This is a genomic window from Rhodococcus sp. NCIMB 12038, assembly GCF_002165735.1.
Lineage (GTDB): Bacteria > Actinomycetota > Actinomycetes > Mycobacteriales > Mycobacteriaceae > Rhodococcus_F.
Window position 1 is genome coordinate 53,367 of sequence record NZ_NHML01000007.1, and the last position, 13,569, is coordinate 66,935.

General features: G+C 66.9%; 18 protein-coding genes. 10 read left to right on the forward strand and 8 right to left on the reverse strand.

The window, feature by feature from the left end; translation table 11 throughout:
- Positions 1–21: 21 nt before the first annotated feature.
- The 7 genes from CA951_RS12135 to tuf all read left to right on the forward strand — a co-directional run bounded on the left by CA951_RS12135 (position 22) and on the right by tuf (position 6,576).
- Positions 22–711, forward strand: a complete 690-nt coding sequence (locus tag CA951_RS12135; RefSeq protein WP_087557083.1) for a TetR/AcrR family transcriptional regulator — start codon at positions 22–24, stop codon at positions 709–711.
- A 38-nt stretch (positions 712–749) separates the two neighbouring features.
- A complete protein-coding gene (locus CA951_RS12140) occupies positions 750–1,274 on the forward strand; it encodes a DUF3558 domain-containing protein (RefSeq protein ID WP_087557084.1) in 525 nt (174 codons plus the stop codon).
- Between the two features lie 11 nt (positions 1,275–1,285).
- A complete protein-coding gene (locus tag CA951_RS12145) occupies positions 1,286–1,825 on the forward strand; it encodes a DUF3558 domain-containing protein (protein WP_087557085.1) in 540 nt (179 codons plus the stop codon).
- A 362-nt stretch (positions 1,826–2,187) separates the two neighbouring features.
- Entirely contained in the window at positions 2,188–2,562 is a 375-nt protein-coding gene (rpsL, locus tag CA951_RS12150; RefSeq protein WP_005252198.1) for a 30S ribosomal protein S12, read from the forward strand.
- The gene (rpsG, locus tag CA951_RS12155; protein WP_005252199.1) at positions 2,562–3,032 is read left to right on the forward strand and encodes a 30S ribosomal protein S7; all 471 of its coding nucleotides are present in this window, start codon (positions 2,562–2,564) and stop codon (positions 3,030–3,032) included. The genes rpsL and rpsG overlap by 1 nt, the downstream gene beginning before the upstream one ends.
- A 161-nt stretch (positions 3,033–3,193) precedes the next feature.
- Positions 3,194–5,296: an elongation factor G gene (gene fusA, locus CA951_RS12160; protein ID WP_087557086.1), complete on the forward strand. Its 2,103-nt coding sequence runs from the start codon at positions 3,194–3,196 to the stop codon at positions 5,294–5,296.
- Between the two features lie 89 nt (positions 5,297–5,385).
- The gene (tuf, locus tag CA951_RS12165) at positions 5,386–6,576 is read left to right on the forward strand and encodes an elongation factor Tu (RefSeq protein WP_087557087.1); all 1,191 of its coding nucleotides are present in this window, start codon (positions 5,386–5,388) and stop codon (positions 6,574–6,576) included.
- 141 nt (positions 6,577–6,717) lie between these two features.
- On the opposite strand, the gene CA951_RS12170 is transcribed toward tuf, so the two are convergent.
- From CA951_RS12170 to CA951_RS12190, 5 genes are read right to left on the reverse strand one after another with little or no spacing between them, the layout of a single operon-like run.
- Entirely contained in the window at positions 6,718–7,293 is a 576-nt protein-coding gene (locus CA951_RS12170; RefSeq protein WP_087557088.1) for a hypothetical protein, read from the reverse strand.
- Complete coding sequence (locus tag CA951_RS12175; RefSeq protein ID WP_087557089.1) at positions 7,290–8,270, reverse strand: DUF6286 domain-containing Asp23/Gls24 family envelope stress response protein; 981 nt, start codon at positions 8,268–8,270, stop codon at positions 7,290–7,292. The genes CA951_RS12170 and CA951_RS12175 overlap by 4 nt, the downstream gene beginning before the upstream one ends.
- On the reverse strand, positions 8,263–8,442 hold the full coding sequence (locus CA951_RS12180; protein ID WP_005252219.1) for a hypothetical protein: 180 nt from the start codon (positions 8,440–8,442) through the stop codon (positions 8,263–8,265). Before CA951_RS12180 ends, CA951_RS12175 begins: the two co-directional genes overlap by 8 nt.
- On the reverse strand, positions 8,439–8,753 hold the full coding sequence (locus tag CA951_RS12185) for an Asp23/Gls24 family envelope stress response protein (protein ID WP_087557090.1): 315 nt from the start codon (positions 8,751–8,753) through the stop codon (positions 8,439–8,441). The genes CA951_RS12180 and CA951_RS12185 overlap by 4 nt, the downstream gene beginning before the upstream one ends.
- Positions 8,750–9,211: an Asp23/Gls24 family envelope stress response protein gene (locus tag CA951_RS12190; protein ID WP_005252221.1), complete on the reverse strand. Its 462-nt coding sequence runs from the start codon at positions 9,209–9,211 to the stop codon at positions 8,750–8,752. Before CA951_RS12190 ends, CA951_RS12185 begins: the two co-directional genes overlap by 4 nt.
- Positions 9,212–9,399: 188 nt before the next feature.
- Between CA951_RS12190 and CA951_RS12195 the strand changes: the two genes are divergently transcribed.
- Genes CA951_RS12195 through CA951_RS12205 form a run of 3 tightly spaced genes read left to right on the forward strand, consistent with a single transcriptional unit; the run spans position 9,400 to position 10,972 of the window.
- Positions 9,400–9,999, forward strand: a complete 600-nt coding sequence (locus tag CA951_RS12195) for a hypothetical protein (RefSeq protein WP_256973520.1) — start codon at positions 9,400–9,402, stop codon at positions 9,997–9,999.
- Complete coding sequence (locus tag CA951_RS12200; RefSeq protein ID WP_087557091.1) at positions 9,996–10,511, forward strand: twin-arginine translocation pathway signal; 516 nt, start codon at positions 9,996–9,998, stop codon at positions 10,509–10,511. The genes CA951_RS12195 and CA951_RS12200 overlap by 4 nt, the downstream gene beginning before the upstream one ends.
- A gap of 11 nt (positions 10,512–10,522) precedes the next feature.
- Positions 10,523–10,972, forward strand: a complete 450-nt coding sequence (locus CA951_RS12205) for a hypothetical protein (RefSeq protein ID WP_179220176.1) — start codon at positions 10,523–10,525, stop codon at positions 10,970–10,972.
- Positions 10,973–11,004: 32 nt separating this feature from the next.
- Here the strand turns inward: CA951_RS12205 and CA951_RS12210 are convergent, their stop codons facing one another.
- From CA951_RS12210 to pnuC, 3 genes are read right to left on the reverse strand one after another with little or no spacing between them, the layout of a single operon-like run.
- On the reverse strand, positions 11,005–11,700 hold the full coding sequence (locus CA951_RS12210) for an NUDIX domain-containing protein (protein ID WP_179220177.1): 696 nt from the start codon (positions 11,698–11,700) through the stop codon (positions 11,005–11,007).
- 3 nt (positions 11,701–11,703) lie between these two features.
- Positions 11,704–12,789, reverse strand: coding sequence for an AAA family ATPase (locus CA951_RS12215; protein WP_087557293.1), 1,086 nt, complete (start codon positions 12,787–12,789; stop codon positions 11,704–11,706).
- Between the two features lie 5 nt (positions 12,790–12,794).
- Complete coding sequence (gene pnuC / locus CA951_RS12220; protein WP_087557093.1) at positions 12,795–13,436, reverse strand: nicotinamide riboside transporter PnuC; 642 nt, start codon at positions 13,434–13,436, stop codon at positions 12,795–12,797.
- Positions 13,437–13,569 lie beyond the last annotated feature (133 nt).

Below are 13,569 nucleotides of genomic sequence, written 5' to 3' on the forward strand. Positions count from 1 at the left end.
CGCCACGAGAGGAAGTGACACATGACCCGCGAACCGAAGCAGGACCGTAGCCGGGTCACCCGTGGGCATCTCCTCGAGGTCACCATCGACTGCCTCGCGGAACTGGGCTGGGGTGCGACGACGGTGAGCCTCGTCGCCCAGCGAGCAGGCGTGTCCCGCGGCGCGACCCAGCACCATTTCCCCACCCGCGAAGACCTCATCACCGCGGCGCTCGAGGTCATGTTCGACGCCCGGATGGAGCAGGCCCGGCGCGAGGCCACCGACCTGCCGACCGGGGAGGGACGCACCGAGGCGGTGGTGTCGCGGCTCGTCGACTACTACACCGGCACCTTGTTCAAGGCGGCGCTGCAGGTGTGGACGGCGGCCGCCGCCGACCCCGAACTCCGGGCCCGGATCGTGCCGCTCGAGGAACGGTTCGGCCGGGTCGCGCACCGCACGGCCGTCGAACACTTCGGGTTCGACGACGCCGATCCGGTGGCGCACCGGCTCGTCCAGGCCACCCTCGATCTCGCCCGCGGACTCGGCCTGGCCGACGTTCTCACGGACGACTCCAAGAGGCGCGCAGAGATCGTGCGGCAGTGGGCCGCGCAGTTGGACGCAGCACTACCGCGGTGCGGTGAATCGGCAGAGCCGCGGTGCGGTAAATCGGCAGAGCCGCGGTGCGGTAAATCGGCAGAGCCGAGGCGCCTCGACGTGGCCGTTCTCGACTGACCGGGCAAAGATCGCGGCGATCGGTAGAGTCACCGACCATGGGCCGGAAATGGGGAGCGCTCGTCCTGATCACCGTCGCGGCCGGTCTGGCCGGCTGTGGGGGAGACGGCGACGATTCCGGTACCGCACCCGCCGCGCAGAACCTCCCACAGGTGACCGATCCGGGCCCGTTCTTCGGCCAGTGCGGCTCGGTCACCGACGACGAGGTCGCGAAGGCGTTCGGCATGCCGCCCTTCACCGGGGTGACGCGCAATTCCGTCGGCTGCGAGTGGGAAACCGCAGGAATAGGCGGTCCCAGCGTCACGTTCTCCTGGTACCGCGGCAGCCCGATCGGCCGCGAGCGGGCGGGTTCGGAGCTGATCGGCAGGCCGGCCACCGACATCGACGTCCAGGGACATCCCGGCTTCATCGCGTCGTCCGAAGGAATTCTGTGTGAACTCGGTGTGGAGTTCGGCGGTGACTTCGTGCACTGGTCGGTGATGTACGCGGACGCGCAACCCGCGGCCGATCCGTGCAAGGTGGCGCGCGACCTCGCCGAACTCAGCGTGTCGAGGGCCAAGTGAGCGGGGGAGTGATGGGCAGGCGGACGTGGCGCGCAGTGCGGGTGCTGACCGCGGCTACGGCGGTCGGGCTGATCGCGGGGTGCGGGTCGACGATCGAGGGTTCACCGACGGTGGAGGGTGCTTCTTCTTCTGGGGACACCGAACAGTTCACGGCCCTGCTCGAGGAGTGCAACGCGGTCGCCGACGAACAGATCGCGCAGACCGTCGGCGCCGACGCCATCCAACGGGGCTTCTTCGGCGCGATCTGCCGCTGGGACGCCGTCGGCGCCAACGGTCCCGTGAAGGTGACGTTCAACTGGTTCGAGACGGGTTCGCTCGACACGGAGAAGTCGACCGCGGAGAAGCTCGGCTTCGCGGTGGAAGCGTCCACCATCCAGGGGCGCAGGGCCGTCGTGATGCGTCCCCCCGGTGATCCGGGGGCGTGCGGAGTGACGGTCGGGTCGCCCTCTTCGGGCGTCGTCGGCTGGTGGGTACAGTTCCAGACGGGGGCGGCAGACCCGTGCCAGGCGGCATCGACGCTTGCGGATCTGACGCTCAATCTGAGTAGTTGATGTGCCCGTGTCCGTACCGACGGCTCCAAGCAGTACCGCCTATCGCAGGTCAGCCCTTACCATTGCCCGCCCACTTTGACCTTCCGGCGCGCCGCCGGGTATCGTTGTGGGTCGTGTCCGGCATGCCCGGGCCGATCTGTGTGCCTAGCGAGGTATTGCCGTGCGCGCGTTCGTGCAGATTTCTGCATGGAACGAGCATCCGGCTGCCTGTGTGGGGGTATGCGACACACCCGACCTCGGGTGCAGCTCGAGGTGCGGGTGAGGGGCAGCAGCTCTCTTGCCCCAACTGCTAGATCCCTAATTTCAGAACAGCCAAGGTTGCTTGTCCAGAGCAGTCTGTTCAACACGAAGAAAGCCGGTAAATGCCAACCATCAACCAGCTGGTCCGCAAGGGCCGCCGCGACAAGACCGCGAAGGTCAAGACGGCAGCCCTCAAGGGCAGCCCGCAGCGTCGTGGCGTGTGCACCCGCGTGTACACCACCACCCCGAAGAAGCCGAACTCGGCGCTCCGTAAGGTCGCGCGTGTGCGCTTGACCAGCTCCGTCGAGGTCACCGCTTACATCCCGGGCGAAGGCCACAACCTGCAGGAGCACTCGATGGTGCTCGTCCGCGGTGGTCGTGTGAAGGACCTCCCCGGTGTGCGCTACAAGATCATCCGCGGCTCCCTCGACACCCAGGGTGTCAAGGGCCGCAAGCAGGCCCGCAGCCGCTACGGCGCCAAGAAGGAGAAGAGCTAATGCCACGTAAGGGCCCCGCTCCGAAGCGTCCGCTCATCAACGACCCGGTCTACGGTTCGCCCCTGGTGACGCAGCTCGTCAACAAGATTCTCCTGGACGGCAAGAAGTCCACCGCCGAGCGCATCGTGTACGAAGCACTCGAGCAGGCGCGCGAGAAGACCGGCACCGATCCGGTCGTCACCCTCAAGCGCGCACTGGACAACGTCAAGCCTGCACTCGAGGTTCGCAGCCGCCGTGTCGGTGGCGCCACCTACCAGGTGCCGGTCGAGGTCCGTCCGGGCCGCTCCACCACCCTCGCGCTCCGCTGGCTCGTGACCTTCTCCCGGCAGCGTCGTGAGAAGACGATGGTCGAGCGTCTCGCCAACGAGCTCCTCGATGCCAGCAACGGCCTGGGTGCCGCTGTGAAGCGTCGCGAGGACACTCACAAGATGGCCGAAGCCAACAAGGCATTCGCCCACTACCGCTGGTGACGTCACGTCGGAGCAGTCACCTACCGTGACTGCTCCGGCGTCGTCGCACGTCGGGCCCCTACCGGGGACCGGCTGATCTACAACTCGAGACAATGGCCCCGCTGGTGGAACACCGGGGAGGCCGACACCCGATACACGAGCTACGAGCGGGGAAGAATCCTGTGGCACAGGAAGTGCTGACCGACCTGAACAAGGTCCGCAACATCGGCATCATGGCGCACATCGATGCCGGCAAGACCACGACCACCGAGCGCATCCTGTTCTACACCGGTGTCAACTACAAGATCGGTGAGACGCACGACGGTGCCTCGACCACGGACTGGATGGAGCAGGAGAAGGAACGCGGCATCACGATCACCTCTGCCGCGGTGACCTGCTTCTGGAACAACAACCAGATCAACATCATCGACACGCCGGGCCACGTCGACTTCACCGTCGAGGTGGAGCGTTCGCTCCGCGTGCTCGACGGCGCCGTCGCAGTGTTCGACGGCAAAGAGGGCGTCGAGCCCCAGTCGGAGCAGGTGTGGCGTCAGGCCGCCAAGTACGACGTTCCGCGCATCTGTTTCGTCAACAAGATGGACAAGATGGGCGCGGACTTCTACTTCACGGTCCAGACCATCATCGACCGCCTCGGCGCGAAGCCGCTCGTCCTGCAGCTGCCGATCGGCGCGGAGGACGACTTCGACGGTGTCGTCGACCTGGTCGAGATGAAGGCTGTCACCTGGCGTGGCACGGTCGCCATCGGCGCCGAGCCCACCATCGAGGAGATCCCGGCCGATCTCGCCGACAAGGCTGCCGAGTACCGCGAGAAGCTGCTCGAGACGGTTGCCGAGTCCGATGAGAAGCTCATGGAGAAGTACTTCGCCGGCGAGGAACTCAGCGTCGAGGAGATCAAGGGCGCCATCCGCAAGATGACGGTCAACTCCGAGCTGTACCCGGTGCTGTGTGGTTCCGCGTTCAAGAACAAGGGTGTTCAGCCCATGCTCGACGCGGTCATCGACTACCTGCCGAACCCGCTGGACATCGGCGAGGTCCAGGGTCACGCCCTCGGCAACGAGGAAGAGATCCTCACGCGTAAGCCGAGCAAGGAAGAGCCGTTCTCGGCTCTGGCCTTCAAGATCGCTTCGCACCCGTTCTTCGGCAAGCTGACGTTCGTCCGCGTGTACTCCGGCCGGATCGATCCGGGCGCCCAGGTCATGAACGCGACCAAGGGCAAGAAGGAGCGCATCGGAAAGCTCTTCCAGATGCACGCCAACAAGGAGAACCCGGTCGACGAGGCCGTGGCCGGCCACATCTACGCGATGATCGGCCTGAAGGACACCACGACCGGTGACACCCTGTGTGCACAGGATGCCCCGATCGTGCTCGAGTCGATGAGCTTCCCGGACCCGGTCATTCAGGTCTCGATCGAGCCCAAGACGAAGTCCGACCAGGAGAAGCTGGGCACCGCGATCCAGAAGCTCGCCGAAGAGGACCCGACGTTCTCCGTCGAACTCGACGAAGAGACCGGCCAGACCGTCATCGGCGGCATGGGCGAGCTCCACCTCGACATCCTCGTCGACCGTATGCGTCGCGAGTTCAAGGTCGAGGCCAACGTCGGCAAGCCGCAGGTCGCCTACCGCGAGACCATCACCAAGAAGGTCGAGAAGCACGACTACACCCACAAGAAGCAGACGGGTGGATCGGGCCAGTTCGCCAAGGTGATCATCGCGCTGGAGCCGTTCGTCGGCGAAGACGGTGCCTCCTACGAGTTCGAGAACAAGGTCTCCGGTGGCCGCATCCCTCGCGAGTACATCCCCTCCGTGGATGCAGGCGCGCAGGACGCGATGCAGTACGGCGTTCTCGCCGGCTACCCGCTGGTCAACCTGAAGCTGTCGCTGCTCGACGGTGCGTACCACGACGTCGACTCGTCGGAAATGGCCTTCAAGGTCGCCGGCTCGCAGGCGCTGAAGGAAGCCGCCCGCAAGGCCGGCCCGGTCATTCTCGAGCCGCTCATGGCTGTCGAGGTCACCACACCCGAGGAGTACATGGGTGACGTGATCGGCGACCTGAACTCCCGCCGTGGCCAGATCCAGGCCATGGAGGAACGCAGTGGTGCCCGTGTCGTGAAGGCGCTGGTTCCGCTCTCGGAGATGTTTGGTTACATCGGTGATCTGCGGTCGAAGACCCAGGGCCGGGCGAACTTCTCCATGGTGTTCGATTCCTACGCAGAGGTTCCCGCGAACGTCTCGAAGGAAATCATCGCCAAGGCGACCGGCGAGTAACCTCGGTTCCAGCCGGCCGAAGCACGACCCAGTAATAACAACCGCACTGCTGCATACCGCAAGCATCAATCAGTCCAGGAGGACACACAGTGGCGAAGGCGAAGTTCGAGCGGACGAAGCCGCACGTGAACATCGGCACCATCGGTCACGTCGACCACGGCAAGACCACGCTGACCGCGGCCATCACCAAGGTTCTGCATGACGCGTACCCGGATCTCAACGAGGCCTCGGCCTTCGACGAGATCGACAAGGCTCCTGAGGAGAAGGCTCGCGGTATCACGATCAACATCTCGCATGTTGAGTACCAGACCGAGAAGCGCCACTACGCGCACGTCGATGCTCCCGGTCACGCCGACTACATCAAGAACATGATCACCGGTGCGGCGCAGATGGACGGCGCCATCCTCGTGGTCGCGGCCACCGACGGCCCGATGCCCCAGACGCGTGAGCACGTGCTGCTCGCCCGCCAGGTCGGCGTGCCGTACATCCTCGTTGCCCTGAACAAGGCCGACATGGTGGACGACGACGAGATCATCGAGCTCGTCGAGATGGAGGTCCGTGAGCTCCTCGCTGCGCAGGAGTTCGACGAGGACGCTCCGGTTGTCAAGGTCTCCGCACTCAAGGCGCTCGAGGGCGACCCGGAGTGGACCAAGAACATCCTCGAGCTCATGGCTGCGGTCGACGAGTCCATCCCGGACCCGGTTCGCGAGACCGAGAAGCCCTTCCTCATGCCCGTCGAGGACGTCTTCACGATCACCGGTCGTGGCACCGTCGTCACCGGTCGTATCGAGCGTGGCGTCATCAACGTGAACGAGGAGGTGGAGATCGTTGGCATCAAGGAGACCTCCACCAAGACCACGGTCACGGGTATCGAGATGTTCCGCAAGCTCCTCGACTCGGGCCAGGCCGGTGACAACGTCGGTCTGCTCGTTCGTGGTATCAAGCGCGAAGATGTCGAGCGTGGACAGGTTGTCGTCAAGCCCGGCACCACCACCCCGCACACCGAGTTCGAGGGCCAGGCGTACATCCTGTCCAAGGACGAGGGCGGCCGCCACACGCCGTTCTTCAACAACTACCGTCCGCAGTTCTACTTCCGTACCACGGACGTGACGGGCGTTGTGACGCTGCCCGAGGGCACCGAGATGGTCATGCCTGGTGACAACACCGAGATGTCCGTCAAGCTGATCCAGCCCGTCGCCATGGACGAGGGCCTGCGCTTCGCGATCCGCGAAGGCGGCCGTACGGTCGGCGCCGGCAAGGTCACGAAGATCAACAAGTGATCTAGCTCCACCAACGCCGATGGCGCTCACCCTCCGGGGTGGGCGCCATCGGCGTTTTCGGGGTTCTGCCTCAGCGGTAGGTCAGCGCGTCCCACTCCCGGATGTCGCTGGGATGGGCGATCCCTTCGAGGACGAACGGTGTCAGCTTTCGACGTGGACCGGGTGGTCGGCGCGGTCGAGGTGGAGCAGCACCTGGGTGGCGACCTGTTCACCGCCGAGGGTCGACGCGACCCACGATGCGACGTCCTCGGACTTGCGGGTGAAGTCGTAAATGTCGAGGGTGGGGTCGGCGGTCACGACGATCGACAGGGTTGGGAGTCCGCGTTCGACGACGGCGCGGGCCCGCGTCTGCCGGACCCCGGGGTACTCGGCGAGTTCGCTGGCGACCCCGCCCGCGAGGGAGCCCAGGTCGACGGTGACGTAGGTGCCCGATTCGCGATCCGGGACGGCGACGGCGGACGTGCGTCGCCGGGTGAGGTCGAGGGCGAGGAGCACGATCCCGAAGACCAGTCCCACGACGACCGTCGCGGCGAGGGCCCAGCCCCACCAGTCCTGGTCGGGAAGCGCGGTGACGCGTGCGCGGTCGTACCGCGACACCCATTCCCGGACGATCGGAACCTGCAGGTCCCAGGCGATGGCGTAGGCGCCGAATCCGAGGAGCAGAAGTCCCACGATCAGGACGATCAGCCGGTTGACGGCGGCGGTCCGATGGGTCATGGCTTCACCTGCACTCGGAGTTCCGGGGACGTGCCGAGCAGCGACAGCGTCGGTTCCACGGCTTCGCGGACGGAGATGGCCACGTCTGCGGTGGGTGTCGACTCGGTGCGCATCACGCGGACGGTGACGTGCTTGCGGTCGACTGTCGTGTGCGCCGACACCACCCCGGGGACGGTGTTGGCGTGACTACTGGAATTGCGGGCCAGATCGGTGGGGCGTAGCCAGACGATCGGGGTGTCGCCCACCGCGAGGGGCAGATGGGTGCGCGGCCGCGGTTTCACGGCGGCGACGATGAACACGACTCCCAGCACGATCGCGCCGACGGCGACGGGGACGATCCAGTCGGACCAGTGCAGCCTGCCCAGCCATTGCGCGGTGTTGCGGATCCAGGGCGCGTTGGCAAACGTGCCGCGCATGATCAGTAGTTCACGCGCGGCGACGACCGCGAGACCGAGGGCGCCGACGGCGACGATGATCGCGGCGGGCACGGCGGCGGGGGTCGCGCGCGGTGTACGTGGCCGGATCGGTGCCACCGGGGTGGGCGGCGCGGTGGGGTCGCCCTGTTCGGAGTAGAGACTGTCGGCCGCGCTGTCGTCGGGCCCCGCGGATTCGGTTCCGACGACCACGATGTTGAGTTCGATGACCGGCATGCCGGTCATCTGCGCGACCTGGCGGTGCACCTGTGCGCGGAGCCTGCGGTTGAGGAGATCGAGGCGGCACGGCCACTGCACCGCGATGTACAGGTTGATCGCGACGGCGTCCGCTCCCGTCGAGACGTCGGCGCGGGGGAGGTCCCGGCCCGTCAGCCGGGACAGTCCGCCGGACTGCTTCACGACGCCGGGCACCTGGAGCGCTGCGGCGACGGCGATCTTCACGACGGCGCGTTCCTTGATGACCAACTCGCCGCGCTGGGCGGTGTCATCGAGCGCCGCGTCGTCCCGGGGGCCTGCGGGGGGTGCGGTGGACGGTTCAGCCACGGCCGCGGCTTCGGAGGATGGCGCCGAGGTCGAGGTGTCCGTCGCGGTGCGCGCCGACGGCCATGCCCAGCGCGCCGAGCAGGACGGCGAAGACGAATCCGCTGAAACCGCCGAGGATGCCGGCGATGGCGAGGAGTAATCCGACGATCAGGCCTGTGATGGTGCTGTTCATTGAGCTTGTCCTGTCTCTGTCAGGAGATCTTCGATGATCACGTCGACGGGGACGTCCACCAGCGATTCCACTGCGGCGCGCACTCTTTCGGCGGTGTCGACGACGTTGGCGGGGTAGCGGGCCGCGAGGTGGACGGCACAGGACGTGGGGCCCACGGTCACCCCGGTCACCCGGCGTCCGGGTAGGTACGTCGCGACTTCGCCGAATGCGCCGCCGTGCATCGCTGCCACTCCGGGGGTCGCGAGGACGGCGGCGACGATGCGTTCGGAGATGTCCTCCGCGTGGGTGTCCGGTGTGAGCGGTCCGGTCACTGCACCCTCGGTTTGCCGTCGAGCTCGGACGCGGCCTCGGATTCGTCGAACAGCATGACGTCGAAGACGGTGATGTTCACTTCGGTCACTTCGAGTCCGGTCATGCGCTCGACGGCCGCGATGACGTTGCGCCGGATGCCGACCGCGAGTTCGTGCAGTGCGACGCCGTATTCGGCGACGATGCCGATGTCGATGGCGGCCTGTTTCTCCCCGACTTCGACGGCGACGCCCTGGGCGTGGTTGACGCGGGCGCCGGGAATCCGGTCCCGGAGGGCGCCGACGGCGCGCGCGGTGCCGCCGCCCACGTCGTAGACGCCGTTGATCTCACGGGTGGCGATGCCGGCGATCTTGGCGACGACGGCGTCCGCGATGATGGTCCGTCCCTCGGAACTGACGAGTTCCGGAGTCGCCCCGGCACCGAACTGCACGCGGCTGCGTGCGCCTGAATCGCTGGTCATCGTGGATCCCCTTCGAGTCGCCTGCCTTCTCCTCAACAGTAATGATCGCCGACGGTACGCGGGGTCTCCCACGCGCCTTTCCGCCCGCGGATCTGCCCGGATGTCGATGTGAAAAATATTTGATATGACTAACCGGTACCATGACGTGATCCAGGTAACAGAAGGTACGGCACGACGAAAGGAACCCCATGGCGGAAGTGGCTCCCGACCAGGACGCTGCCCCCAGTGAGGAGGCCGCTTCCAGTGAGGACACTGCTTCCGCTGAGGGCACTGTTTCCGTTGAGGACACTGCCCCCAAGTCCCGGACACCGGCCGTCACCGCGGGTGTGGCGGCTCTGTCCGTGCTCGCGCTCGCGTTCCTCGCGGTGAGCGGCTACTTCGGCTACGCGCACTGGCAGGCGGAGCAGGCGGCGCAGCAGCGGTCCGAGATTCTGGACGCGGCGAGCGAGGGCGTCGTGAATCTGACGACGATGGACTTCGAGAAGGCTGACGACGACGTGCAGAAGGTACTCGACGGCTCGGCCGGAGAATTCCGCGACGAATTCGAAGCCCGATCCAAGGATCTCATTGCGGTCATGCAGGAGGCCCAGGTCAAATCGGTGGGGGAGGTGCGCCAGGCCGCGATCGAGAGGCAGGACGGCGACTCCGCCGACGTGCTCGTCGCGGTCGCGCAGAAGGTGTCGAATGCGGGTGGGGCCGCAGAGGAGCCTCGCGGTCAGAGAATGCGGGTCACGATGCAACTCGAGGACGGCACGTACAAGATTGTGAAGGCGGGGTTCGTGCAGTGAGTACCGACGCATCGCCGAAGTCGCGCAGGCTCCTCCTGATCCTGGGTGCGCTCACCGTGGTCACGGCCGTACTGGCCGGGGTTCTGTACTTCACGCTGTACCGGCCCGACCAGCGCGTCGACGACACCGCCCGCGCCGCCGTCACCGACACCGCGTCGCAGGGCGCGATCGCCCTGCTGTCGTATGGGCCGGACACGGTGGAGAACGATGTCGGGGCCGCGAAGGAACGCCTGACGGGGGAGTTCCTCGACTATTACACCCAGTTCACGACGGACGTCGTCGTCCCCGCGGCGAAGGAGAGTCGGGTCGCCACGCAGGCGACGGTGGCCGCGTCCGGTCCGGTCGAGGTGGCGGCCGACACGGCCACCGTGCTGCTGTTCGTCAACCAGAGCACCACCAGTGCCGCGAAACCCGAACCGGCGGTGACGGCGACGAGCATCACCGTCGCGCTGACCAAGTCCGGTGACGACTGGCTGATCTCCGGCTTCGATCCCGTCCAGCCCCGCGGGTAGCGTTGGCGCCCATGAGCACTCTTCGAGAGGTCGGCGACCGTGAGTCGTGGCGCTGTTGGTTGTGTGACGAACCGGTGGACCCCGACATGTCGGTCAACGACCCGCGCGGCCCCAGCATCGACAGTGTCGTCACCGCGAAGAAGGCCAAGGCGAAGGGCGGCGTCGAACGCCTCGCCCACCGCGCGTGCAACACCAAGAAGGGCGCCGTCAAGCCGATGGTGCCGTGGCCGGACCGGTTGTTCGTCGTCGATCCCGCCCCGATCATCGGTGTCGTCGAACAACTCGGCCGCAAGGGTGGACGGGTCGCGGTCGCGCGGTGCCCGGGCAAATCGGACGCCGAGGACGCGTCGGAGTGGTTGCTCGACCGGTTGTCCCGTCTCGCACCGGAACTGGACGTCGAAACGCAGATCGACGAGGCCGGGGGAGCGTTCCTGCTCGTTGTGCGGCTCCGCCACCCGTGAGTACTTGTTAACCGCCGGCGGTTAACAAGTACTCACGGGCGGGGGATCGGCGGGTGCAGGGTGGTGGCGTCGCCGGGCCGGTACAGCTGGGCGCGCCTGCCGCCCGTGGACGCGGCGTCGGCCACGCCCTCGACGGGTTCGACGAATCCCCGCGTCCCCAGGACTTTGCGGCGGAAGTTCGCGCGGTCCCACGTCATGTCCCACACGGCCTCGTACACCGTCTGGAGGTCCCGGATCGAGAACGGGGACTCGACGAAATGAGTTGCCAACGTGGTGTATTCGAGTTTCGACCGCACCCGCTCGAGGGCGTCGGCGAGGATATGCGCGTGGTCGAACGCCAGCGACTCGTGGGACGCGTCCTCGACCGGCAACCAGTAGGCGTCGGCGGCGTCGGAACCGGCAGACGGCTCCGGCAGATTCGGCGCGAACGCCACGAACACCACCGACACGACCCGCATGCGCGGGTCGCGGTCAGGCTCGCTGTACGTCGCCAACTGTTCGAGGTGACCGGGGAAGCTGTCGAGTCCGGTCTCCTCCGCCAGTTCGCGTCGCGCCGCGACCTCCGCCGATTCGTCGGCGTGGACGAAACCGCCGGGCAGCGCGGGCATCCCCCGGAACGGTTCCTCGCCCCGGCGGACCAGCAGGACCGACAGCGAGGAGGCGCGCAGCGTGAACATCGCGAGATCGACGGTCACGGCGAACGGTGGGTAGTCGGTTGCGTCGTACACCTGTCAGCCTCCCAGTGGTGCGGCGAACGTCGATCGGTGGGCGAGTGCCTGTTCAGTGACCTGCGTCGCGAGGTCGAGGCGCTCTGCCCGGCTCCCGGTCAGCATCACCCACGACCGTCCGGCGGCGGTGAGTGCGTCGACGAACCACTCTGTCATCTCCTCCCGGATCGACTCTCCGTCCCGCAACCCATCCTGCACGAAGGGGACACCGACGTGGTCGGTAATGAGGTACAGGGCGTGGCGCCCCGGCCGGTGGTCGAGCGCGCGGGTGCTGCCGGGGCCGAGGTAGCGCCGCTCCCACACTGTGGTCGCTTCTGCGTCGGTGTCGCAGATCGTCAGGGGTGACCCCGACCGCGCAGCCGCTTCTTCCCACTCGTTCTGGATGCGGGCGATGTCGGCGAAATCCTGCCCGGTCCAGACGAGGTCGTCGACGCCGGCGGACGCGTCGGTGGCGCGGGCTGTCGCCAGCTTGTCGGCGGTTGCCGTACGACCGTATTCGGGCACCCAGTGCGTGCGTCGCCAGATCCCGCCGCGGGCGCGGAAGCGCTGCGCCAGTGCGTGACTGACGGTGGTGGTGCCGGTGGATTCCGCGCCGAGCACCACGATCCGGGTGGTCAGCAGCGCCTGCGCGGGCGCGTCGAGGTGTTCCCAGTTGCCGGCGAGGTCGCCTCGACAGGCGGTCCCCGAAATCGGGAACCGGACCCGCTCGGGGTCGACGGGGACGTGGACGGCGCCGAACCAGCGGGCGAGTTCGTCGCCGTACTTCTCACTCGACACGACCATGTCGACGGCGATGCCGGTGACCTGTCGCACCGCGGCGCGCATGCACGCCACCTGCGCGGCCCAGACCGGTCGCGACGCGAGGTCCATCGGGGCGTCGCACGCGATTCCGGTCACGGTCACCGTGCGGTCCCGTGCATGAGACTCAGCGAGGCAGGACACTCTGTCCGCCAAGGGAATCGACTCGACCCGGGACGCCATCACCACCACCGTGACCCGGGCGGCGACCCGCGCCGCCTCCTGGATCAGCAGGTGGTGCCCGGCGTGCGGGGGATAGAACTTTCCGATCACGAGTGCGTGGTCGTGCATTTCGGTCACCGGCCCGCGGTGGTCGCGAGGGCGGGCAGTCTCGAAGACTGGCGCCACTCGAGGAGACCGCGGACGCAGAGCACGAGGAAGCCGACGTACAGCAGGGCCGTCAGCGTCAGACCCTTGTGCAGGTAGAGCGGGACGTAGACGAGATCGGCCGCAATCCACAGCAGCCACGATTCCCAGCGTTTGTTCACCTGCCCCCAGGTGGCCAGCAGCGAGAGGGCCGTGGTGACGGCGTCCCAGAACGGGATCGTGGACGACGTCGCCGTGTGCAGGAGCACGGTCAGGGCGGCGGTGCCGACGATGCCGGCCACGGCGAGCCACCGCCACTCTTCCCGCGACGTCCCGGTGACGGGCAACGGGTTGCCGGCGCGACCGCGGATCCACCGGATCCACCCGGCCGCGGCGAGCGCGATGTAGACCAGTTGGAGGGCCGAGTCGGCGAAGAGTCCGGCTGCGTAGAACAGCAGGATCCAGACCAGGTTGTTCGCGATTCCGATCGGCCAGTTCCAGGCGGACTGCCGGGCGACGAGCCAAACGCACACCGCGCCCGACGCGAAACCGAGCACTTCGGCCCAGCTCGTCGTCGTCCCGAACGACGTCACCGCGGCCGAATTCAGCCAGTCGACGAGTAGTGCGATCACGGGAACTCCTTGTAGTCGTAGTGACTACGAAACCGTATCACTGACGTGGTCAATATGACTACAACTAGGGAGGTCGTGGTGTCCCGCGGGAGGTGGGGGTACCGTCGGGACCACAACATGAATCCGACCTCGA

Coding starts and splice junctions, on each gene's coding strand:
- CA951_RS12135 (WP_087557083.1), top strand. CDS start 22: ATGACCCGCGAACCGAAGCAGGACCGTAGCCGGGTCACCCGTGGGCAT.
- CA951_RS12140 (WP_087557084.1), top strand. CDS start 750: ATGGGCCGGAAATGGGGAGCGCTCGTCCTGATCACCGTCGCGGCCGGT.
- CA951_RS12145 (WP_087557085.1), top strand. CDS start 1,286: ATGGGCAGGCGGACGTGGCGCGCAGTGCGGGTGCTGACCGCGGCTACG.
- rpsL (WP_005252198.1), top strand. CDS start 2,188: ATGCCAACCATCAACCAGCTGGTCCGCAAGGGCCGCCGCGACAAGACC.
- rpsG (WP_005252199.1), top strand. CDS start 2,562: ATGCCACGTAAGGGCCCCGCTCCGAAGCGTCCGCTCATCAACGACCCG.
- CA951_RS12170 (WP_087557088.1), bottom strand. CDS start 7,293: ATGACCCATCGGACCGCCGCCGTCAACCGGCTGATCGTCCTGATCGTG.
- CA951_RS12180 (WP_005252219.1), bottom strand. CDS start 8,442: ATGAACAGCACCATCACAGGCCTGATCGTCGGATTACTCCTCGCCATC.
- CA951_RS12190 (WP_005252221.1), bottom strand. CDS start 9,211: ATGACCAGCGATTCAGGCGCACGCAGCCGCGTGCAGTTCGGTGCCGGG.
- CA951_RS12195 (WP_256973520.1), top strand. CDS start 9,400: ATGGCGGAAGTGGCTCCCGACCAGGACGCTGCCCCCAGTGAGGAGGCC.
- CA951_RS12205 (WP_179220176.1), top strand. CDS start 10,523: ATGAGCACTCTTCGAGAGGTCGGCGACCGTGAGTCGTGGCGCTGTTGG.
- CA951_RS12215 (WP_087557293.1), bottom strand. CDS start 12,789: ATGCACGACCACGCACTCGTGATCGGAAAGTTCTATCCCCCGCACGCC.